Here is a 22,856-nt window from a genome sequence, read left to right as displayed (position 1 = left end):
CTTGAATATGTAGACAGCGGTGTGCACCGTTGTTAACTAAAGATAATCCCATCCAGGAGAAATAGTTTTTACACTATTTCTCCTCTTTAGCATCAACCCTCAAAAAAACCGGCGTAGGTTTAGGCAGCGTAATGCCTAAGCTTACGCATGCGTTGCACAGAGATTTTAAATCTTGTTGCTCTTTCGGGATTTGCAGTTGATCAAGTATCATTTCCGCTGACCTCGGGACAATTGGCTGCAATAAAATGCCTATTATCCTGATATATTCCAGTAACTTGTAAATTACTAAATTCATGCGCTCTCTGTCAGTTTTGCTTAGTGTCCAGGGTGCACTTTTGTCTATGTAGGCATTTGCTTCAGAAGAGATGTTGATGATTAGAAGTATGATATGGTTAAATTCATACTTTGATAGGTGATTCATCACTTGATCGAGTATAGCTTTGCAACCTGGAAGACTTTCTTCACCTTTAAGTAGGCTTTGATCGATTGTTGGTACAATTCCAGAACATTGCTTGTGTAAAAATGAAATTGTTCTTTGTACTAAATTGCCTATGTTGTTTGCCAGTTCTGAATTTATCCGGCTGATCATATTTTTCTTACTAAAGTTGCCATCTTGGCCGAAGCTTGCTTCCCGAAGGAGAAAATAGCGTAGCTGATCAACACCAAACTCTTGAGCGAGGCCAATTGGATCTATGACATTACCAAGGGACTTGGATATTTTCTCTCCCTCGTTCAACCACCAACCATGAACTGCAATTTGTTTTGGCAGTGGCAGGTCTGCTGCAAGGAGAATCGCTGGCCAATATACAGCATGAAAGCGCAATATGTCTTTACCGATTACATGAACGTTGAAAGAGTTGTCAGCTAGGTTTGCAGCGCTTGACACTGGAATCTGCGTTTTCCCTTGGTTTGGTGTCATTCCAGTGCTTGACACTGGAATCTGTGTTTCTGGTTCTGCCCAAAACCTCTTATATTCCTCACCTTCAGTACTAGGGAAACCTATTGATGTAAGATAATTGGTTAATGCATCTATCCAGACATAGATTACGTGTTTGTCATTACCTGGTACTTTTATTCCCCAGTTAAAACTAGTGCGAGAGATTGAGAGGTCAATGAGCCCTGATCTTACAAACGATATCACTTCATTTCTTCTGCTCTCAGGAAAGATAAAACTTGGCTGATTTTTATAGAGTTCCAGTAGTTTTTCTTGCCAGTTTGATAAGCGAAAAAAATAACTCTCTTCTTTTATCCACTGGACCTCAGCACCTGTTGGTGCTTTGCCATCTATCAGCTCTGACTCCTGATAAAATGCTTCATCACGAACTGAATACCAACCCGAATAGGAATCCAAATATATTTGCCCTCTCTCTTCAAGTCTATTCCATAAAGCTATAACTGCTTTTTTGTGACGTTCCTCCGTAGTGCGAATAAAATCGTCATACTCAAAATTCATGAACTTAGCCAATTCTTTAAATGAAACGCTCACTTCATCTGTAAATTCTTTTGGCTGCATTTCCTTTGCTTTAGCTGCTTTTTCTATTTTTTGTCCATGTTCATCTGTACCAGTGGTAAATTTGACATTTTTCCCAGCTAGTTTCATGAACCTTGCCACCACGTCACACAAGAGAGAAGTGTATGCATGACCAATATGCGGCTTATCGTTTACGTAATATACTGGCGTGGTGATGTAAAAGTTCTCGAATTGTTCCATGGTTTAGCATTTTGATAAAAATCAACTGAGTTAATTATAGTATTAAAAAGGCAGTAATAAATAAATATTGATTGGGTTAAGCATAATTTTTGAAAAAAGCTATTTACTGAAATTTTATTAAAATAAGAAACAATCAGGCATGATTATTGAAAGAACAATGAGAAATTTTCTTGTAATTCTATTTATAGTTTTCTATGCATTTGATGCACACACTGATGGAGCAACAGATGTAATGTGTAATGTAATAGGTTACGTTCATGGAATAGGTGGACCAATGATTACAGTGGTAATAATTGGTTCAAGCTTACTTGCAATACTTGGCAGAATGCCTTGGCCTGCACTTTTCGCACTGGGTATGTTTGTTGCTGTGTTTTTTGGTGCTCCTCAAATTGTAACAAAGGTAACAGAAAAAGAAGTTTGTTGTCTTTTTAAAGGTCAAACCTTGGAGAATGGAAAGTGTGTTGCTGCTCCTGGATATGAACGTGTAGGTACAGGTTATGCTTGTCGTTCCGGTTGGGCGCTAACTAATAAAGGCTACTGTATAAAAGCTGGCCAAGATCCTTCAAAGTATTGGAAGTGAAAATGGTGCTTTTATAGAGTTAAATCTAACAAACCGCAGAGTATATAATTAACATCCACGCCTTTAGTTAGATTCCACTCACGCTTTATTACGTTGTACTCCATGCCAGCCATGTTTTGCAGCGTTACATTATTTTCTCTTAAGTGATTTGCAATTTCTGACGGCTTGAGAAATTTATTCCAGTTATGTGTACCTTTTGGCAGCCAATTTAATATGTACTCTGCACCAATTATTGCAAGGCAGAAGGATTTGATAGTTCTATTTATTGTGGATATAAATATCAGCCCATTCGGTTTTAGCAGTTCTATCGCTTTTTTCATGAAAAGCTCTAAATTATCCACATGTTCAACTACTTCCATCAACAGAACCACGTCGTACTTCTTGTCATTGCTTAGCTCTTCAATGCTGGTGTGTATATATTCTATATTTAACCCTACTTTTTTTGCATGTGAATGCGCTACTTTTATGTTTTCTTCACATACATCTATTCCCACAACGTTAATGCCAACGCGTGCCATTGACTCTGACAAAATGCCACCACCGCATCCAACATCAAGCAATGATAATTCTTTCAAATTGCATTTTTTTAACTCTTTTATTTTCTCAATAATGTAAGATACTCTAACAGGATTCATCATGTGCAATGGTTTGAATTTGCCGTTCTCATCCCACCACTGGCCTGCCATTTTAGCGAATTTTGATATTTCATCTTCGTTATAAGTTTTTGTTTTTTTTTTCTTAGAGGTTATATTGCTGAGTTTATCAAGGCGTTTTTTATGTCTGCTTTCTTTTGAAAATTCTGTTTCGAGGAATTGTTTGACTATGTCTTTTGCTAATCCACTCGCAGTAAATCCTGCACCAAGACACAGTACATTTGCGTTGCCATGCTCGCGAGCTAATTTTGCGATCTCAACACTGTTACATAAAGCAGCGTAGATTCCTTCAAAACGATTTGCCACAGTACTCATGCCCAAACCTGTACCACAAATTAATATCCCATAATTTGCTTTTTTGCTTGTTATATCTTCTACAACTTTAACAGCATAGTTTGGGTAATCTACACACTTTTGCTTAGCAGTGCAGCCTTGATCTACTACTCTGTAACCTAGGGCTTCCAGGTAAGGTTTTATTTCTGATTTTAATTCATAACCAGCATGATCTGAGGCAATTGATACTATACCTAACATATAAGAAATAAGGACATTTTATATGGGTTTGAACTTTCTGTCAAGTCATTCAATGCTTCTGACCTTTTGGGAGTTCTAAAGCTATAGCTAAGGTTTTCCTACGTCATACCGCAATTCATTCCACAACTGTACGAACATTGTGATTTGAGAATAATCTCCGCCAGGAAGGGTGTCATCCCAGTGCTTTGGCACTGAGATCCAGAAAACTTAATTTTAAATAAGTACACCAGATAGCTGTATAATAAGAACTGGATTCCAGTGTCAAGCACTGGAATGACACCTTCTGTATAAATATTAAGAAATTTACCAAACGAAAAAAAAGGCAAAAGAAGCCCCGTGGTTGGCTAATTACTTACATTATACTTTCAAGTATGGCGTTTTTTTATTCTAAACACTTAATAACCGCGATTTAGCTGCTTTTAAGCCGCAACTAATCTAAATTATAAACGTTAAGAAATTTACTAAACAGAAAAAAAGGCAAAAGAAACCCTAGGGTAGCTAGTTATTCACTATCCATTTTTTAAGTTGGCGTTTTTTAATGTTTTAAATGCTTTATAAGCGTATTTCAGCTTGTGTAGGTCAAAACCCGGAAATTTGATAAAGACATAAGGTGCACATAGTGCAAAAAATTAAACATGAGACGCCAGATACGTTGAGTTTTTTTGTCATTTAATCTGTACAGAGAAGATAAATAAATAGCTTCAGTTTCATGATAAGGGCGCTGGCGAGGTTTGTCAAGGAAGTTTTTTGTTTCTGTGGGCTACCTGGATGACAGGATTGCTCTTGAATTTGTATAGCTACATTGTCGGTAAATCTAAATTGCTTTAGTTATAGAAATAAATTTCGAGTCAGATGTATATAAATTCTATATAATTTTTATCCTACTACTAATTTAACAAGATGGATCATATAGATATTATAAAATCAAAATTATTATTATCTGACATAGTAGGTAAAAAAGTCAGGCTAATAAAAAGAGGAGATAGTTTTGTTGGGCTCTGTCCATTTCATAACGAAAAAACCCCATCTTTTTCGGTGAGCAATACTAAGGGGTTATATTACTGTTTTGGTTGCTTAGCTAGTGGTGATGCATTTGAATTTATTTCACAAACTGAAGGATTAAGCTTTAAAGAAGCATTGGAAAAATTAGCATCGGTTACAGGTGTTGAACTGCCCAAAAATCTTAGTATTACAAAAGAGGACAATAAACTATTTTTAGCGCTTGATTTAGCTGCAAATTGGTTTGCACAAAAAAATCAAGGTGTTGTAGATTATTTAAAGCAGCGTAAGATTTTACCTAAAATCATAGATAAATTTAAGATAGGTTATGCACCAAGCTCTGGTTTGAAAGAGTATTTAAACTCTTCAGGTATTGAAGACAAAATTTTAATTGATATTGGATTAGTAAACAAAAATTTTCATGATTATTTTTATGACCGGCTGATATTTCCTATACAGAGCATTGCAGGGAGAGTTATTGGTTTTGGCGGACGTGCGCTAAGTTCTGAGCAACAGCCGAAATATTTAAACAGTCCAGAGAGTCAGCTCTTCAAGAAGAGGGAGAATTTATACGGATTAAACTTTGCTTTAAGCGAAATACGTAAAAAACAGCACATACTCGTTGTTGAAGGATATATGGACGCTATAGCGCTACATCAAGCAGGAATTAGTAATGCAGTTGCTCCGCTTGGTACCGCAATTTCTGCAGAACAGATAAAAAATCTATGGAGATTTGCTAAAGAAATCTCCATCTGTATGGATGGCGATAGTGCTGGACGTCATGCTGCTACTCGAGTTGCAGAACTTGCTCTGCCAATATTAGAGCCTGGATACACGTTAAAGTTTGTGACTTTGCCAAGTAATAAAGATCCATACGATATATGTAACGAACTGGCATACAAGAAAGAAGACGTGTTGACTGCTCTTGACCATTCAACAAAACTGCATTCTGAATATTTATGGCATCACATAATCGATAGCAATTTGCAAAATTATGAAAAACTTGCTCCGGAAAAATATTCAATTCTTGAGCACAAGTTCATGGAATATGTAAATGCTATTAGCAACAGCAGTATTAGAAGGTATTACAGAGATTATTTTTACAATAAGGCTAGTGAACTAAGAAGTAGCTTCAAAAAACAGATTTTTAATAGTAAAACTAGAGCAACAAAAGGTGAGTATCTTCATAACAAGTCTCCAGAGCTAATTGAAGCAGAGCAAAATCAGGCCGTAATTTTGCGTATAGCCGTAGAATTTCCTGAAATCTTGAACCGTCCTATATTTTTTGAGCAATTTTCTCATTTTGAATTTACTAATGAGATGAAAAGATTACAACAGCGTATAATTGATGTAATAAGTAACAAAAGCAAACTCGATAAAGAGGCTTTGTTACAAGAATTGAAACAGTTTAACGTTATAAAGTATGTATTTGAAAAAACTAGTGTACTAAATAGCCAACTGAACGAGAGAAAATCTGCAGAAATTGTGTGGAATAATATAGTGTTACTAAAAGAGTTAAATGCATTACGAAAAGAAAGAACCGAAGCGAGGCTGAGCGGTAATCTTGACTTAGAGGAAAGGTTGATAGAACAAATAAAGCAAATAGAAAGCAGTATACAAGAAATGCAAATGGAGTTTATTGAAAAGTAGATATCGTCTCGTTAGTCAACAAGAAAATTACAAAATAAGACAATATTTTACATAAGATTGAAATTTTTAACTAATTAAGCCTTCCTCTAACAGCTTTGCCCTGTAGTTTTTGATATGGTTAGGATCACTTGAAAATGTATAATTTTTGTAGTTAGCTCTGCTGTGCATATAAAGTTTACTATTGACTTTTATCACATTATCTCACATTATCTCACATAATATGCATGTGAGAAGAATATGAACTGGAAGAATTTTCGTCTTAGTACGCGTCTCAACCTAGAAGGGCCTGTAATTGAGCAAGTGTACGAGTTAATTACTGCAGTTGATAGTGTTAAAAATAGCTGGCAGATAACGAAAAAACTACTACCACAAACAATTGAAAGATTAACTCATTCAGTTATTGTTACATCTTCTGGCGCTTCTAACCGTATTGAAGGAAATCGTCTAACCGATAAAGAAGTTGAGGATCTATATAAAAACCTACGTGTCAAAAAATTTAAAAATAGAGATGAGCAAGAAATTGCTGGCTACTTAGAAATGCTTAAACTAATATTTCATGATTATACGGATATTCCAATTAGTGAGTCATCAATATTGCACATTAACAACCAGATGCTACTTTATAGTGAAAAAGATTTGTATCATAGAGGAAAATACAAAGCAAGTTCTAATAGAGTTGAGGCAAAAGATCAGAATGGAAAAGTTGTTGGTATAATTTTTGATCCCACACCACCTTACCTTGTTAGAAAGGAAGTACAAGAGCTTATTGATTGGTATCACTGGTCCTTAAATAATAAATTTAAGCATCCTCTTATTATTATTGCTAACTTTGTTTTTGAGTATCTGGCAATACACCCTTTTCAAGATGGGAATGGCAGAACTAGTAGATTGATGACTAATTTAATGCTGTTGCAGCAGGGTTATGATTTTGTATCTATTGTATCACATGAAAAGATAATTGAAACTAACAAACTTGATTACTATTTAGCGCTTAATAAAACACAAAGTAGCTGGAAAAGTAGCAAAGAAGATATTTCCCCATGGTTAATATTTTTTCTTAATGTGCTCAAAACGCAAGCAAATGAGGCGCATTATATTCTTGAGAGGGAGAATACTGAATATTTATTATCAAGAAAACAATTATTCTTCTGGGAATGGGCACTTAGCCTTGCAGATAAAGAATTTAGTAGAAAAGATGCTATAGAAGCTCTAGGATTTCCTCCAAGAACAGTAGAGGCAATTACAAAGAAACTGCTAGGGATGAAATACTTACAGCGTCTTGGAGAAGGCAAAGCCACTAGATATAAAGTTATTATTTAAAAGTTTTAGTATGTTTTTCGAGATTTTTTTAAATCCAGTCTTATGCACAACTTTGTTTGCAATTTTATTCGATTAAAAATTGCATTTTAGCAATAAAAAACTTACTTATTATAGGAAAATCTTGTGTTTGTTCTCATATAAAACTATTTATGGAGTGACAATGGTACATGTATTATACTTACATTTCTGATTCGAAAATTTATGCAGTTGTTTCTAACAAGATTGGTCAACAAATTCTATTGTTTAAAGATGAGAAATAAAGTAATCATCATTTCCAGTATTGCTTTTATTCTACTGTTTTTTATCAGTAGTGCATTTTTAAAAAAAGATCAGGCGGTTCATAGCGATAATGCAACTAGTAGCTTTTCAGTAAAAACTCAAGAATGTGCGCCGCAAAACCGCACTATATATTTAAATTTTTCTGGTACAGTAAATCCCTTACATAGAGCTAGCCTTGTCTCAAAAATAAGTGGTAAGATTATTGCTATTTATTTACCTGATGGTGAAAAGGTAAAAAGAGATGATGTAGTGTTAAAGATAGAAGATTATGACAGGATTGAGCAAGCTCAGAAAGCCAAAGCTTTATTAAAGCAGCGTGAAATTGAGTATGATTCCTCTCACAAACTGAATAAAAAAGGCTATGGGGCACAAATACAAGTAGAAGCAGCTTTTACTGCGTTACAAAGTGCAAAAGCTGACCTAAAAAGGCTAGAATTGGATTTAGAAAATACTGCAGTCACATCTCCTATAGATGGTTATATTGATAAAATCAATGCAAACGAAGGGGATTTTGTTAATGCTGGGCAAAAAATAGCTGACGTGGTTAATTTCGATCAAATTCTTGTAGTGTTATACGTTTCGGAAAATGAAGTAAATAAAATAGAGCTAGGCAGCACAGCTCAAATTAATTTGCTGGACGGAAAAGAATTGGCAGGTGAAGTAAGTTTTATTAGTAAAATTGCTGAGCCTAAAACTGGGTCTTATAGGGTAGAAGTAAAGGTAACTAATAATAAAATGATATCCTTGCAGGGACTAACTGCCAACGTAAGGCTACCTTCAGGCGAAAGATTTGCATATAAAGTTCCTTCTTCAGCCCTGAGCTTAAGTGACGAGGGTGCTCTTGGAATAAAGATTGTTGATGACAATAATTATGTAGTATTTGCACCAATAGAAATTGTTGATCATGAGAGCGATGGGGTTTGGATAGTAGCAAATAACGAAGATAAACCCATAAAGTTAATAGTATTGGGCCACCTATTTGTTAAGCCTGGTGATAAGGTTTAAGACATAAGATCCTTTGACCTTACCCAGAAAAAGTGGAAAGAAAGTGTGGAATGTTTTTTACAAAAAGAATGATGCATCAAATTGTTCTGGAATGCAATAGTTAATAGTGACGTTGTTTGTTATAAAAAATTTCTATGTATTCAAATATTGCAGTTCTAGTTTGTTGAGCAGAGTGTTGTGAAGTATCAATAAGTATTTCTCTTTTCAATGAGCTAAAGAAGCTTTCTGCAACAGAATTGTCGTAACAACAGCCTTTATTACTCATCTATATTCTTTACAGCTAAGAGATATTGATACCCTTGCGCAGTATATTGTGAACCTTGGTCACTGTGCAGCAGTAGATTTTTAACAGGTTTACGCCTATTAATGGCCATTAATAAAGAGTTCATAACCAATTGTTTATTTATTGCACTACTCATTAACTACCATACGTGAGAATTATTGCTGCCAAATATAGCCATCCCTCCTTGGTTTTGATGTAAGTAATCCCATACTTTATTTGGTTGATCAACAATAAAGTTTTGATCTAGTATATTGGGAGCTACAGCTCTATTATCTGTTTGTTGTTTTTTAATTTTAAACTTTCTTCTCAGTATAGCCCTGATGTCATTTTTCTGCATAATACTTTGCACCGTTTTCAAATTGCAACTTTTACCCAAAGCCTTCAATTCAGCATGAATTTTAGGAGCTCCATATCTACATTTAGAAACTTGATATATTTTTTGAATAGCTTCGAGTAGCTCTTTATTTGCTGATTCTCTACTGCTTATTTTTCTTGTGGTCCACTTATAGTAGCCACTAGCAGAAAATCCTACATAATTCCTGTACTTTATAGCAGTTACTATATAAAAAAATATTTTACTCTTTTTGACTGGCCAGGGCTTTTTTTTAAATGTCTCTTTCCCTTGTTACTCTTGCTTTGTAAATCAAACCTCTCTTTGTCGTAAGGAGCCATGTTACCTCTACCTGGAAATGCATTTGCCGCTGACTTTTTTTCGTTATATTTCTTCATCCATTTTCCTAATAAACCACCCTTTATTCCTAAATCTCTTGCTATTTTTGTAATTGTTTGACCTGCCTTTCTTTGTTCATTTGCCAGTTTAACAGCTTCCAATTTGAATTCTGCCGTATATTCTCTTACCATTTCTAATCCTCCAAAATTTTATTTTACCCAAAAAAACTCTTTTCTTTCTCTCCACTTTTTCTGGGTAAGGTCACTACTGCTATTCCACGTCAAGAACAACCATAAGTTCATTAGGGTTCACATAACCTAAAGCATTTTTTGCTTGCTCATCAAGCAGATCTAAATCTAAGCTTTTTTCATATAAGCCAAATACTTTGTTGTCCAACTTTTCCTTTTCAGAAGAGACATCCTTTAGCAAAAGTTTATTGTACTCGATTTCTTTTTTTAAATCGATTAACGTCAATAAGCCACGTTTACCTGTAATTGTGCTAATGCTGAAATATAATGTAAGGGAAGAAATGAGTAAGGCTGCGCTTAAACACAGTAACTTTTGCTTCTTTTTAGATATAAGCACCGTACTTTCACATATAAAAAATATATAACATGAAAAGGTGAACAAAAAGCTAAGAACCTTGACGCGCTTTACACCTTGGCTTTACCTTATTTATAATGTAAATCTTACCACCCCTTTTCACAACTTTACAATTTTTATCTCTGTTACGATGAGATTTTAGCGACCCTTTGACTTTCATATCTATAGTAAGAATTAAATTACTTTACATTATAATCACTTATCAAGAGTTAGTCAATTGATAACATTTTATTAAAATATTGTATAATTGTTGCTGATACTTCTTCGATCGACTTTTGCGTGACATCGATAATTGGCCAGTTATTCTGTTTAAAGAGCTCCTCTGCTTCTTTAATTTCCTTTTCTACTTTCTCAGGGTTAGCATATATATTATTATCTTCGTTGTTAATTGAAGTAAGTCTATTTTTGCGTATTTCTATTAGCCTACTTACGTCTATTGTTACCCCTATCGTTAGTTTATTTTTTAATTTTGCCAAGTCAACATAAAAGGGTACTCCACTAACAAAAGGAATATTTGCAACTTTATAGCCTCGGTAAGCTAAATACGTACTGGTGGGAGATTTTGATGTACGTGAAACTCCAACCAAAATTATATCTGCTTTATCAATATCTTGAATATTTTGTCCATCATCATGATTAATAGTGTAGTTTATTGCCTCAATGCGCTGAAAATATTCGTTATTTATCTCAGTATGCAAGTCAAGCTTTTCGTCTTTTTCAATTTCAAGATAAGACGAAATTTCTCTAATAATATGTGATAATATTGCTCTATAGGGAATTTTCAACTTTATACAGTTATCTTTTAGATATTTTCTTAGCTCATCATCAGTAATAGTGCATATAACAAAATTATGCTCATCACTTTTCCTATTAATTTCCTCCAGAATTTTGTCAATCTGCTCTTCTCCTTTTACAAAAGACCAAACATATTCGATCGTTTCTACAGAACGAAAGTGTTTCAGAGCTGATTTTGCAACTGATATAACAGTTTCACCACTTGAATCTGATACTAAGTGTAGATTAAGCTTTTTAAGGGTCATATACTAAAAATAATAGCTAGCAATCTGCTACTGAAATTATGCTAATTTGTTGACCTACGTAAATATAGAAAAACTATCCTGTTGATAAAACTCAAACTAATTGGTAAATTCTTAACACAATTATTCTCAAAACGAATGTTTTTATTAAAGCCTACAAATTTCTCTTATTTTTCTAAGAAAGCTCTACCTTGGCTTGGGGTTATTTGTTTCGCATGTTTTTTAATTGGAATGTCTTTGGCGTTATTCTTCTCTCCAGAAGATTATAAACAAGGAGAAATTGTACGAATCATGTACATTCATGTGCCTTCTGCATGGCTTGCTCTTGGAATATATGGATTAATTGCATCACTTGGTTTCATTTCATTGGTATGGAACAATAGCATTGCTAGTGTCTTGGCACATGCTGCTGCTCCTGCAGGGACAGTCTTTTCGGCAATATGCTTAATCACAGGCAGCATCTGGGGAAAAGGAACCTGGGGCACTTGGTGGGTATGGGATGCAAGGCTTACTTCAATGCTGATTTTATTTTTCCTATATGTTGGCTACCTTTCATTGTGGAGCGCTTTTGATAATGAAGCGAGGGCAGAAAAATCAGCAGCAGTATTTGCCATCTTTAGTGCTATAAATATTCCTATAGTAAAATTTTCCGTGAATTTATGGTCCACTCTCCATCAGCCAGCAAGCATTTTGAGAAAAGGTGGAATAGCAATAGAAAGTTCCCTGCTGTTGCCACTGGTTGCAATGTTTATGTTTTGTGCCACATTTTTTTTAGTAGTGTGGATACTGTATTCACTTTACTTAATTAATTTATATAAGATAAAGAGAGAAATCAGTATGCGGTATTAGGCCGAGAGATGAAAATAGAACACACCACATCACCAAGTAGCAAAGACATTGAATTCCTACTCAAAAAGATTAATGAAGAAACCGTTGATAAAGGTACGTGTAACCCATTTGCTTTTTTTATTCGCGATGATACTGAACAAATTATTGTAGGTTGTAGCGGTTTTGTTATCTATGGTTCAATTTACACTGACTTGCTTTGGGTGCACTCTGATTATAGAAGAAAAGGTATGGGAAAGCAGCTAATGGAAGAAGTTCATGATTATGGTCGTGAGATGCACTGTAAAATAGCAACCGTTGCAACCATGAATTTTCAAAAAGCGAAAGTATTTTATGAAAAGCTTGGGTATAAGTGTGATCTTGTACGTCCAGGGTATGTTAACATGTATATTTTTGAAGAAAGTGTTGTGAGATGCACTGTAAAATAGCAACCGTTGTAACCATGAACTCTAAAATATTTAAAGAGCCTACTAATATCTTTAAGGTAAATGTTCATGTGATTCCGCAGAATAATTCTGTTTTTTGATTCTATCTGTCCATTTATCATTTTCTATATCTTGTTTGTTGGTTGCTTTTTTTTCTTGCTCAACAATTGCCTTATCTATCTCCTTATGAATTGCATCAATTGCATTAATCGCACCTCCTTTTTTGTATACTTCGCTTTTCCCTTCAATAATTAACTTAATAAAAGTATTTACAACAGACTGCACTTGATTATGATTAACCTGACCTTTTGTCAAAGAAGGTAAAGAGCCTAATTCCATCAATACTTCTGGTGCTGTTTTATCTTGAGTGGAAAGTCCTAAATTATCTGCTACTTTACTTATTAATAACTCTCTGTGTTCTTTATTATCTTCCAATTTAGCATAATCACTCAATAAATCTATAACGGTAGATACTCTGACTTCAACAACATCATCAACATCTTCATCTTCTAGAGCAACTCCTGACCCCAATAACCTCTCTCTGAGATTTTCGCTTAAAAGATTGATAAATTCTTCATTTGCATCTGATCCTGTGGTTGATATTGTACCATCTAAATAGTTACTTTGAGCACCGAAGCCATGCTCTATTTGTATTTTTGTCTCAGGTTTAAATCCTAATTTTGCACAGAATTTCTGAAAATATTCTTTAATAATGTCAAACAAGCTCTTGCCATTATCTTTATAATTTTTTAACTCTTTAGGAATAGTAAGTGACAATTTACCATCTCTGTATGTTACAAAGTCTTCACCATTGTGAGATTCAATTGTAAATTCCAATGAACTAGACAGATTACATATCTTATCGCCATGCATAACTTGATTTTTAACAGAGAGTATTGGTAGCCTCATATCAGATCTAATTCTCACATTATTTTGGTTAGCACAATCAATATTTATTACTTTTTTAGGATTTTCTACTATGAACGACTGTCCAAGTGCAAGTTGGGTTTGTATAAATGGAGCAGCCTCATACCCTGCTTGATTACAATTGGTAACTAGCTCTTCTAAAATAGCATCACTTGGAACTTCTGCCCCAGCGTATCTGAACATTTTTTTGAAAACTTCTTTTGCAAAGGAACGGTAATCCTTGTTTTCATCTTTCTCTGTTGGTAATAGATGGATATACCTTTGGCCAGCATTGTAAAATTCTTCAAATTCTTTCTTATATGAATCGGTTTTTTGATGATTGGCAGTTTTGGAATTTTCACAGTGATTTTTCCATAGCTCACCCAATGCATTACTTACAAGCTCTTTCTCAATATCTTCGAGTACTGAAGCAACAAAAGCTTTGCCATGATCCGTATCTATTTCTCTTGTTCCTTTTTTGTTAAATATTTCGTCATTATATATATCATCACTATTAAAAAGTTCGCTTTTGCGGTGCTTAGCTCCTTCCTTAAATGCAATAATAAGATTTTTATCTATTTCTTTTCCGTTAATAATAAAATTCATCCTTTGAAAATCTAAGAACATTGTTTCACCGGAATTCGCTAATTTATTATCTTGATCTGCTCTTAATTTACTAAAATTGAACTCTTTAGCTGTGGCCTTTAATCTAACTACTGGACTCTTATTATTTTTTCCTTTTGTCTCTTTCATAAATAACACCTTACTGTAAATATGCTGTAAGTTATATCATATAATGATGAATAATTTGGTAATATATTAAGAAAATCGACAGTATATTTCTTTATTTAAGGGGTGTAGGAAAGGCGTAGATTTCTCTTTCCATTTGTAGCGTACTGCATTAATATTTATGTATTAATCTAGAAAATAATGATGAATAACATTGTAATTGTTGGTCTGCAATGGGGTGACGAAGGCAAGGGTAAAATAGTAGATTATCTTTCTGAGAATGCAGATGTAGTTGTGAGATTTCAGGGAGGAAATAATGCAGGGCACACTATAGTAGTAGATGATGAGGTTTATAAATTAAATTTACTGCCCTCTGCTGTTTTGAGGCCAGGCAAAATATCTATCATAGGAAATGGCGTTGCTCTTGATCCACACGCTCTAATCTCAGAAATAGAGTCATTGAAAGTTAAAGGAGTAGACGTAAACTATAACAACTTGATGGTATCCGAGAGCTGTCCATTAATACTTAGCATACATAAGGACAAGGAAAAGCTATTTGAAGATTTAAATGGAAATCACAAAATTGGTACAACAAACAAAGGGATAGGGCCATGTTATGAAGATAAAGTTGGAAGGAGAGCTATACGCCTTTGTGACTTAGAAAACGCAGATGAGCTCAATAAAAGAGTGGATACTCTTTTGAATTACCACAATGCTATCAGGAAAGGCCTTAACTACCAGGTGGTTAAAAAAGAAGAAATATTAAAGGAAATTCAAGAGATTTCAGAAAAAATTCTTTCATATAAAAAACCTGTGTGGAAGATATTAAATGACTTGATGAAAGAAGGTAAGAAAATAATATTTGAAGGTGCCCAAGGCGCATTTTTAGATATCGACCACGGAACTTACCCTTTTGTTACTTCAAGTAATACTGTAGCATCGCAAGCAATAACAGGCTCAGGGTTATCCTCCAATGCTTACATTATTGGTGTGGTAAAAGCTTATACAACAAGAGTGGGCAATGGCCCATTTCCTACTGAGCAGAAAAATGAAGTAGGAGATAGCTTGTTTACTATAGGTAAGGAACTTGGAACAGTGAGCAATAGAAGAAGGCGTTGCGGATGGTTCGATGCAGTTTTAGTGCGCCAGGCCGTACAACTCTCTGGAGTTTCAAGCATTGTATTAACCAAATTAGATGTGCTTAATTCTTTTGATACAATTAAAATATGCACTGGTTACAAGTATAGCGGAAAAATGTATGATTATTTACCCGCATCGCATTCAATACAAGGGGAATTAGAGCCAATATATAAAGAGTTTCCTGGCTGGAAAGAAAACACTCAAGGTAAAAGGTCGATTGAAACATTGCCTATCAATTTAATAAAATATATAGAAGGGTTAGAAAAATTAATAGGTGTACCAATTCATCTAATCTCAACTAGTCCAAAGAGAGAGGATGTTATTAAGCTTAAAGATTTCTGAAAACGTCTTTGTATCTTAGAGCCTGTACGTAATCTCAAAAAAGAGATAAAGTGAGAGGATAAAGTATATAAAGTAGGATATGCGAAGTTTATAACCAAGTGACATAAGTCGAGAAAAGTTTGAGATTATTGTAGCAGATCTGGAATCTTGCAGAAAGAAGACAAAACCAAGAACACTTGATTTACATGATATATTTTGTGGAGTGTTATACGTGTTAAAAAGTGGTTGCCAGTGGAGAATGGTATCAAAAGAGTTCCCAAAATGGCGCAATTGTTACGACTATTTTAAGAAGTGGAGTGAAAAACCAGATGTAAATAAAGAAAGTGTTCTGGAGCTGGTATTAAAAAAAAATAATTGCGACAAAACAATGGTCGGAAAAGCTTCTGCATAATTGATGCACAGAGTATAAAAAATGCAGATACTGCTGAAGCTATGATGCAGGCAAGAAGATTTCAGGGCCGTATTGCAGTAGATACGCAAGCATGCAATTTATACAACAACAGCAGAGATAACTGACCGTAGCAGTGCTGTGAGAATGGTCGAAAATGCAAAAGAAAACCTCTCGGGAGTTAAAAATGTACTGGTTGATGCAGGCTATACTGGAGAGAATTTTGTAACTCAAATAAAAACGATTATTGGTGCAACCGTTGAAGTGATCAAAAGAAATGAATTACGTTCCTTTGTTGTATTGCCCAAAAGATGGGTTGTGGAGCGATCTTTTGCTTGGTTAGAAAAATGTAGAAGATTGTGGAAAAATTGTGAGCGAAAACTCAATACTAGCCTACAAATGGTAGTTCTGGCTTTCACTGCCTTACTTCTGAAAAAATTATGAACAGGCTCTTACTAACTCTTATCTAATAAAAAAAATACTTGTGTAACTTCGAATAGTCTATTATGCAAGACAGCAGTATAAACATGTAGTAAGAAATGTATAATGAAAAATAAAAGCTCAAGTTTAACACTTGCAGTTATTTTTACACAATTAAGTAATCATAAAAGTTAGTGTAGGACGAGGTTATACAGTTTGATTTCTTTTAATATATGTTAATTGGTATAATATAAATATAGTTAAGGAGGCGTATTATGACTGGAAGTTTGGCTAAGGAAGAAAAAACAGCAGAGGCAGGAAAAACAAGTAATCAGTCAGAGAATTATGATGTTGAATCAGTTATAAGGGTAGCATCATGTGCTTGGAATGCAATACATTGCTTGTTGGCATTTTATGAATACGATCTATATTCGTCATGGCTTGAATCGCATTTTACATCCCTCAAGGACTGTATCAATAAAATGGAAAAAGACAATTCTTTCACTAAGGACTCTGCTATAATAAAGTTCTGCCGCTCAATTGCAGAAAATAATAAATTATACAAAGAGTTAAAAAATTTAAATAATCCTGCTGAAAAATTTTCTCAATTAGAGAAGATAATAACAGGCTTTAAACTAAAAGACCTAGGAGACAAGGTAAGCTTCTTAATGCTTTTGAAAGAAGAAAGTGACTTCACTGCTATACAGAAGGCTTATAGAGATGAGTGGAGTTTTTATGATCTAATAAATGATAGAGATTTTAAAAAAACGTACATAGATAAAGCAGTAACAGAGTCTGCTAATAAGAGCTTTAAGAAAGATATAGATAAATGCATAAAGTTGGCAGAGCAGGGAAAAAAAGCTGCAAGTAAATATCTTGGAAGGAAAGGCGTAGAGCTTCAAGCTTATTACACAGAAACTGATAACGCTTATAGAGTTTTGAATATCAACTCTATTAATTACAATAGAAGTGAGCCAACCAGGATTAGTAACATTTTACAGCAAGAGAAAGATATTAAAGAGCTGAATATCTATTGCAATAAAAAACATGAAATACACGCTCATCGGAAAGGTAAGGAAAGATATTATAAATTTAAAGAGGGCGCATATTATGAAATGAAAAGCACTTGGCCTGTAAAGGATGGATCCGAAATGTGTACCATGATTATGAATGTGAGTAGCGATGGCATAACTGAAGTACTAAAATTTAATGATGAAGATTTTGTGCTATCGGATGAGATCTTAGAATTAATAAAGCAAAACGATGAATTATATATTCAAGGTCTCTCCTTATATGATGCTGTACTAGAAAAAGGTAAGGCTGCTGATGTTGTACCTACTGCTAATAATAATTTTCAAAATGAGTCTATAGCGGCCTATCGCGAGGAACCAGAGGGGGAATTAGACCCTAAAGTTGATGCTGACAATAGCCTTCCTCCTTCTATTAATAGCAATGCATCAACTCAAACGGAAGTCAATTTACAACACACTGAAACTCAAACAGAAGTTGCTTCACAACAAATTGAAACTAAAACGGAAGTCAATTTACAGCACACTGGAACTCAGACAGAATTTGCTTCACAACAAATGGATGAATTGATTTTAAATAATCAGATGCTGTCCGAAAAAAACGTTGAATTGAAGCAAGAAATGTCAAATTTGAAAAAAGAAGCTGTTGAATTGAAGCAAAAAATAGAAGCAGGGTTGCAAGTGATAAATAAAAAGCACCATGAATTAATACAAGAAAATCAGCGACTACAGGAGAAACTAGAAACAACCCAAGCAGAAGCTAATCAAACAATTGTAAAGTTAGAGAAGCAGAATAGCAATTTACAAGACAGGTTTGAAAAAGAGGAGCAAAAAAACACGGAATTGCAAACTGAACTGGCACAAAAAAATGAAGAATTAGCAGGTGTGTTAAAAGAGCTACAAGGGAAAGCACAAGAACTTAAAGGTGTATATGAAGAAAAAAGAAAGCTAAAGGAAGAGCTGAAAATTGTTAATGCAGGAAAGAAGAATTTGGAAAAAGAGCTAAATCAAGCACGAGAAGATGCGGAACAGATAATGATTGAACGACGCCAGCAGAAAGAGCGCTTGAAAGATCAGCTAAGAGAATTAGATCAGGAATATAAGGTACAAGTAGAAATTGAGCAAAAGATTAAAGAATCAGATAGGCAGGATAGCGATTTACAAGATACACTTGGAGAAGAGAGACTAAAACTCAACATTGAAGAACTAGAAAACGAGTACGAGGAATTTCCAGGAGATAAGGTGCTTACACTTGAACTCACTAAAGATGAAGATAAAGTCGAAGAGTTAAGAAACGAGCTAGAGCGTGAGAAAGAAAAGTGTAAACAATTATTAGAAGAAGAAAATGAATGGGGTGATGAATTGGTAGGAATGCTTGATGGACTGGAAGAAAAAATTCGTGCTGATGAACAAAGGAGCTTCAACAATCAATTAACGGGAGAAATTTCTAATGAGTCTGGTAATGCCCCACGACAGAAGAAAAGGTTATCCAAATCTTCAAGCGTTGATAATGAGTCTTATGTTCCACTGAGAGAGAAGACAACATTACTCAGATCTTTAAGCGTTGATAGTGGACTTGATAGCGATGAAGAAAATTGTGATAATGATTTATCTTTCAACATAAGTCCTATAAGTTCTATTGAGAAGGTGGCAGAGAGTAGAAACGTAGGTAGGGTATCATTGTGAGGATGGTTGGGGTTAAGTTGCAACTTAAGTGGGGCGCAAAAGGTCTTTTGTGTTGATAATAATTTAAAATCTATAGTAGACTAAAAAAGATTATTAAATTATAATATAACATATGATAAAAGACGAGAAATCGAAAACAATTTTTGAAGTGGAAGGGGCAGTAACTGCTTTACTACCTGCAGCAGAATTTAGAGTGAAACTGGACAATGAACATGAGATTATCTGTCATGTATCAGGGAAAGTGAGAAGAAGTAAAATACGCATCATTATAGGGGATAGGGTGTTAGTTGAGATGAGCATTTACGATAGGAATGCGAGAAAGGGTAGGATCATTAGAAGGCTTAAAGGTACAAGTGACAGAACGATCTCTAAATAATCTTATTCTTGCTTCATCATCGAAAAGGCGTATAGCTTTACTAAAACAAATAAACATTGAGCCAGGTTTAATTTTGCCAGCAGATATAGATGAAGCCCCTTTAAAAAAGGAACTTCCGAAGGATTACTCAATCCGTATGGCAAAAAGTAAAGCTGAGAAAATACAAAGTTTAAATCCAAATTATTTTGTGCTTGGTGTTGATACAGTTGTTGCTTGTGGTAGAAGGATATTGCTCAAAGCTGAAAACGTTGAGCAAGCAGAAAAATGTATCCGCTTGTTATCAGGAAGAAGGCATAGAGTATACACCAGTGTATGTCTATTAACTCCCGATCAATCTAAACAACATATCAGGACTGTGGTTACAATAGTGAAATTTAAACGTCTCAGTGAACAAGAAATTAAGTATTATTTAGCATCAGAAGAGTGGAAAAATAGGGCGGGGGGATGCAATATACAAGGCCTAGCTGGAGTGTTCGTATTGTTCTTACGCGGCTCCTACTCTTCCGTTATAGGGTTACCATTACATGAAACCTATTGTTTGCTAAGCAATTATTTTAACTTCAATTTATATTGAAATACCTTTATTAGTATCTTTTTTTTGTTGTGACTCAGCAACCTGTTTAACCCAATCTAGTGGTCTTTTATTTCTGTTAGCTAATGCAATTCTATTGCGATCATAACCATCAGTGTGTTCTGTTAAAGTATCTCCTCTTTCTTCTTCTATTACTCCAGCTTTCAGTTGTGCTTCATCTTTCTCTAGTAATTTATATAGTTCGCTATTTTTATCTACAGTTGGATTAGTGTCATTATTTTCTCGTTCTGCCACTGTTTTTTCTAACCACTTACGTATAGGGTCATATTGTTTACCTTCTCCTATCTTTTCTAAAATGTTTTCTGAGAATGAATCTTTAGGAATATTTTCTTTAGTAGCCTGTTGTGCCGGTTCTCTTAACCCTTTATCCGGGTTTCCCAATGCTCCTTTTAACTCACTCGTATCTCCGATTTCTTTTGGTTCAATGTTTTCTAAGCTCTTCTTTAACTGTTCAGGATTTACTTGAGATTGTTCATTATTGTCATGAGTTGGAGATGAATAGCCCGAATCGTTTGCTTTTATGTCTGTTGAGCTGTCTTTTAGCAACCCAACTTCTCTCAAGCGTTTTTTAGTTTCTTCGCTAATCTGACTCTGATCAGCTGGTTTTAACCCGAGATTTTCTTGACCTAATGTATTTTTAAGTTCTTCAAATAGAGTTAGATTACTTTGTCTAATATGTTCTTCTAATTTCCTTCCTACCTGTTTTAAATCTGTTTGAGATTTACTATCACTATTAGTTGGAGATATATAGCCTGAATCACTTATACTATTTGGTGTTGAAGCAGAGACACTAATAGTTGGACCTTCCACTATTTTTACATCTGCTAAATCGTCTTTTTGCAATCCATCTTCTTTATCTTGTGACAGTTTATCAGTAGGATCAACTTGCCTTAATCCTCTATTATCCTGCTGTGATCTATCTCTGATTTCTTTAAGAAGATTTTCAGGTGGAGTTTGATCACTTTGTTCAATGTTCTCTAAGCTCTTCTTTAACTGTTCAGGATTTACTTGAGATTGTTCATTATTGTCATGAGTTGGAGATGAATAGCCCGAGTCACTTTTATTATTGAGTGCTGTAGCAGAGAGCGGCTGTTCATTTTCTTTCCACTTAGCATCACTAGCATCTTGGTTATCACTGTTATCTGGAGAAGATGAATAAGGAATTATGTCCTTTAATGTCTCTAACGGTGATGGGTTATTTTTTCTACTTCCTGCAATTGATGCTTTTCTATCATCAACATCAATGTGCCGTAAGTTGTTTTTCTTGAAATTTCTGATGTCTTGTAACAGATCGCCTTTGCTATTTCCTTCTTGTTGCTGGGTTTTAGGTTGTTGCTGATCATTAGGTGTTTGCTCACTTCTATCTGGTTTTTGGCTTCCAGGTACAGCATGTCCAAATGTAGGATTGTCATACCGTTCATCTTCTTGCCTATTATCTTGATTGTGGCTTACAGACTTGGTGAAAGTAGAACTATCTGAAGAATCAGAAGTTGTACCTTTTTGCTGATTATTAGGTGTTTGCTCATTTTCGCGCAAGTCATCTGGTTTTTGGCTTCCAGATTTGGCTCCCCCTTGCTCATCGAAAACACCTTTTTTAGGTGGTAGTGAACTAGTTCTAGGTGGAAGTGGCGGAGGAGTTTTTTTGTTCTGAGGATTCTCCTCAAAAAGCGATTGTAGGTTATAAACTTGACCTCCCGAATTTGCTTCTCGTGCTGCTTGTCTAAGCTCACGCTTTTCTTTAGCCTCCTGAGAATTAATTTTATCGTCAAAATCTTTTCCAATTCCGCTATCGTAAGACTGCCTTCTGCTGTTAGATTGTAGTCCAAAATGTGAATGGTGGTCTTCTTTTTTTTGAGTTATATCAGTAGCTTGAACGCTAACACCTCTATTAACATCAATTCTTGTTGTAGTTTCAGATGATAGCTCGTTACTGTCTTTATTATGTTGCATCTCATTCGCTTTTCCTTGTCCTTTCTCCCTGAATTGTATTTCATGCAAGAATAAACCACCTATTTTTACATCTCTGTTTACTTCTAACCGTTCTAGAGAAAAATCATCACCTTTAACAAGGTCTACACCGTTAGCATCAATCTTAATTTTGATCTTACATTCCTTCCCCTCCGCATACCACTTTAAAGTCATTTCATATGAACCATCAGTTACGACATAATGTCTTATTTTTTTCCCTTCTTCCTCGGCAACAAAACCATGCATTCCGCTCTTTCCATCACTATGCAATGTTGAAAATCCCGAGATTTCATTCTTCTCACAAAAATCACTGTTTAAAAATTCGCTGATTTTAAACTCTTTTTTGTTATTTCCCAGCGTAATACTTGCGTGATTACCGTATATTGAAACTCCTGCAACATCATCAACATACTCTTTCAACCTTTCTTTAACTTCACTTTCAAGGTCTTGTCCAGCTTTCTTTGTCTTGTCGCATTTCTGAAGAATAACTCCATATGCTTTATCTTTGTTTTCTTCTTCGTCCCAATTCCAGTTGGCGTGTTTTGTTAAAAACTTTACTGTGTTAAAATCAACTCTAGCATTATAAATTGGGTCGTCTTCCTTTTTTATTTTATCAAATAAAGGAAAAATTTCTTGAATGCGCTCATTATAAATGTGTTCTTGTTGTGTATCGTTAGTGCCCATAT

The 22,856-nt window shown here is 34.7% G+C and carries 22 protein-coding genes and 1 pseudogene; 11 read left to right on the top strand and 12 right to left on the bottom strand.

The window, feature by feature from the left end; all coding sequences use genetic code 11:
- Positions 1-73 precede the first annotated feature (73 nt).
- On the bottom strand, positions 74-1,711 hold the full coding sequence (gene metG / locus AAGD76_RS01225; protein WP_264374186.1) for a methionine--tRNA ligase: 1,638 nt from the start codon (positions 1,709-1,711) through the stop codon (positions 74-76).
- A 157-nt stretch (positions 1,712-1,868) separates the two neighbouring features.
- On the opposite strand from metG, the gene AAGD76_RS01220 reads away from it, so the two are divergent.
- On the top strand, positions 1,869-2,291 hold the full coding sequence (locus tag AAGD76_RS01220; RefSeq protein WP_341820239.1) for a TrbC/VirB2 family protein: 423 nt from the start codon (positions 1,869-1,871) through the stop codon (positions 2,289-2,291).
- 11 nt (positions 2,292-2,302) lie between these two features.
- Here AAGD76_RS01220 and ubiG read toward each other — a convergent pair whose 3' ends face one another.
- Both ubiG and AAGD76_RS01210 read right to left on the bottom strand, forming a co-directional pair.
- Positions 2,303-3,478, bottom strand: coding sequence for a bifunctional 2-polyprenyl-6-hydroxyphenol methylase/3-demethylubiquinol 3-O-methyltransferase UbiG (gene ubiG / locus AAGD76_RS01215; RefSeq protein ID WP_264329562.1), 1,176 nt, complete (start codon positions 3,476-3,478; stop codon positions 2,303-2,305).
- Between the two features lie 98 nt (positions 3,479-3,576).
- On the bottom strand, positions 3,577-3,804 hold the full coding sequence (locus AAGD76_RS01210; protein ID WP_233406915.1) for a hypothetical protein: 228 nt from the start codon (positions 3,802-3,804) through the stop codon (positions 3,577-3,579).
- A 574-nt stretch (positions 3,805-4,378) separates the two neighbouring features.
- On the opposite strand from AAGD76_RS01210, the gene dnaG reads away from it, so the two are divergent.
- The 3 genes from dnaG (at position 4,379) to AAGD76_RS01195 (ending at position 8,731) form a co-directional block, all read left to right on the top strand.
- Positions 4,379-6,127, top strand: coding sequence for a DNA primase (gene dnaG, locus AAGD76_RS01205; protein ID WP_341820238.1), 1,749 nt, complete (start codon positions 4,379-4,381; stop codon positions 6,125-6,127).
- Between the two features lie 237 nt (positions 6,128-6,364).
- Positions 6,365-7,447 carry a Fic family protein gene (locus AAGD76_RS01200; RefSeq protein WP_174515935.1) on the top strand — a complete coding sequence of 361 codons (1,083 nt, stop codon included), beginning with the start codon at positions 6,365-6,367 and terminating at the stop codon, positions 7,445-7,447.
- A 201-nt stretch (positions 7,448-7,648) separates the two neighbouring features.
- Positions 7,649-8,731, top strand: coding sequence for an efflux RND transporter periplasmic adaptor subunit (locus tag AAGD76_RS01195; protein ID WP_174515936.1), 1,083 nt, complete (start codon positions 7,649-7,651; stop codon positions 8,729-8,731).
- Positions 8,732-8,831: 100 nt separating this feature from the next.
- On the opposite strand, the gene AAGD76_RS01190 is transcribed toward AAGD76_RS01195, so the two are convergent.
- The 7 genes from AAGD76_RS01190 to AAGD76_RS01160 all read right to left on the bottom strand — a co-directional run bounded on the left by AAGD76_RS01190 (position 8,832) and on the right by AAGD76_RS01160 (position 11,327).
- A complete protein-coding gene (locus tag AAGD76_RS01190; RefSeq protein ID WP_010082072.1) occupies positions 8,832-8,996 on the bottom strand; it encodes an IS3 family transposase in 165 nt (54 codons plus the stop codon).
- Positions 8,989-9,150, bottom strand: coding sequence for a DDE-type integrase/transposase/recombinase (locus AAGD76_RS01185; protein ID WP_010082071.1), 162 nt, complete (start codon positions 9,148-9,150; stop codon positions 8,989-8,991). Before AAGD76_RS01185 ends, AAGD76_RS01190 begins: the two co-directional genes overlap by 8 nt.
- A 3-nt stretch (positions 9,151-9,153) precedes the next feature.
- Positions 9,154-9,501, bottom strand: coding sequence for an IS3 family transposase (locus AAGD76_RS01180; protein WP_082246251.1), 348 nt, complete (start codon positions 9,499-9,501; stop codon positions 9,154-9,156).
- Positions 9,502-9,572: 71 nt separating this feature from the next.
- Complete coding sequence (locus AAGD76_RS01175) at positions 9,573-9,875, bottom strand: transposase (RefSeq protein ID WP_209472831.1); 303 nt, start codon at positions 9,873-9,875, stop codon at positions 9,573-9,575.
- 79 nt (positions 9,876-9,954) lie between these two features.
- A complete protein-coding gene (locus AAGD76_RS01170; protein WP_010962526.1) occupies positions 9,955-10,269 on the bottom strand; it encodes an FtsB family cell division protein in 315 nt (104 codons plus the stop codon).
- Positions 10,270-10,318: 49 nt separating this feature from the next.
- Complete coding sequence (ykgO, locus tag AAGD76_RS01165) at positions 10,319-10,447, bottom strand: type B 50S ribosomal protein L36 (protein ID WP_006279631.1); 129 nt, start codon at positions 10,445-10,447, stop codon at positions 10,319-10,321.
- A gap of 49 nt (positions 10,448-10,496) precedes the next feature.
- A complete protein-coding gene (locus AAGD76_RS01160) occupies positions 10,497-11,327 on the bottom strand; it encodes a pyruvate, water dikinase regulatory protein (protein WP_006280267.1) in 831 nt (276 codons plus the stop codon).
- A 135-nt stretch (positions 11,328-11,462) separates the two neighbouring features.
- On the opposite strand from AAGD76_RS01160, the gene ccmC reads away from it, so the two are divergent.
- Together ccmC and AAGD76_RS01150 are read left to right on the top strand one after the other, a co-directional pair.
- Entirely contained in the window at positions 11,463-12,173 is a 711-nt protein-coding gene (gene ccmC, locus AAGD76_RS01155) for a heme ABC transporter permease CcmC (RefSeq protein WP_010962525.1), read from the top strand.
- 8 nt (positions 12,174-12,181) lie between these two features.
- Complete coding sequence (locus tag AAGD76_RS01150) at positions 12,182-12,598, top strand: GNAT family N-acetyltransferase (protein ID WP_083250453.1); 417 nt, start codon at positions 12,182-12,184, stop codon at positions 12,596-12,598.
- Between the two features lie 51 nt (positions 12,599-12,649).
- On the opposite strand, the gene AAGD76_RS01145 is transcribed toward AAGD76_RS01150, so the two are convergent.
- Entirely contained in the window at positions 12,650-14,254 is a 1,605-nt protein-coding gene (locus AAGD76_RS01145; protein WP_174515883.1) for a hypothetical protein, read from the bottom strand.
- Between the two features lie 180 nt (positions 14,255-14,434).
- Between AAGD76_RS01145 and AAGD76_RS01140 the strand changes: the two genes are divergently transcribed.
- The 5 genes and pseudogenes from AAGD76_RS01140 (at position 14,435) to AAGD76_RS01120 (ending at position 20,184) form a co-directional block, all read left to right on the top strand.
- Positions 14,435-15,712 carry an adenylosuccinate synthase gene (locus tag AAGD76_RS01140; RefSeq protein ID WP_341820550.1) on the top strand — a complete coding sequence of 426 codons (1,278 nt, stop codon included), beginning with the start codon at positions 14,435-14,437 and terminating at the stop codon, positions 15,710-15,712.
- Between the two features lie 103 nt (positions 15,713-15,815).
- Positions 15,816-16,544 (top strand): annotated as a pseudogene (locus tag AAGD76_RS01135) (IS5 family transposase).
- A 251-nt stretch (positions 16,545-16,795) separates the two neighbouring features.
- On the top strand, positions 16,796-19,234 hold the full coding sequence (locus tag AAGD76_RS01130; protein ID WP_341820236.1) for a hypothetical protein: 2,439 nt from the start codon (positions 16,796-16,798) through the stop codon (positions 19,232-19,234).
- Positions 19,235-19,346: 112 nt separating this feature from the next.
- Positions 19,347-19,610 (top strand): translation initiation factor IF-1, encoded by a 264-nt coding sequence (infA, locus tag AAGD76_RS01125; RefSeq protein WP_007550159.1) that lies wholly within the window; start codon positions 19,347-19,349, stop codon positions 19,608-19,610.
- Positions 19,588-20,184 (top strand): Maf family nucleotide pyrophosphatase, encoded by a 597-nt coding sequence (locus tag AAGD76_RS01120; protein WP_010082554.1) that lies wholly within the window; start codon positions 19,588-19,590, stop codon positions 20,182-20,184. The genes infA and AAGD76_RS01120 overlap by 23 nt, the downstream gene beginning before the upstream one ends.
- On the opposite strand, the gene AAGD76_RS01115 is transcribed toward AAGD76_RS01120, so the two are convergent.
- On the bottom strand, positions 20,176-22,854 hold the full coding sequence (locus tag AAGD76_RS01115) for a hypothetical protein (protein WP_341820234.1): 2,679 nt from the start codon (positions 22,852-22,854) through the stop codon (positions 20,176-20,178). The genes AAGD76_RS01120 and AAGD76_RS01115 overlap by 9 nt on opposite strands.
- Positions 22,855-22,856 lie beyond the last annotated feature (2 nt).

Source organism: Wolbachia endosymbiont (group A) of Cydia strobilella (assembly GCF_964026745.1).
GTDB lineage: Bacteria > Pseudomonadota > Alphaproteobacteria > Rickettsiales > Anaplasmataceae > Wolbachia > Wolbachia pipientis.
The sequence above is the reverse complement of the archived record's forward strand: the minus strand, read 5'-3'. Positions and strand labels throughout refer to the sequence as shown.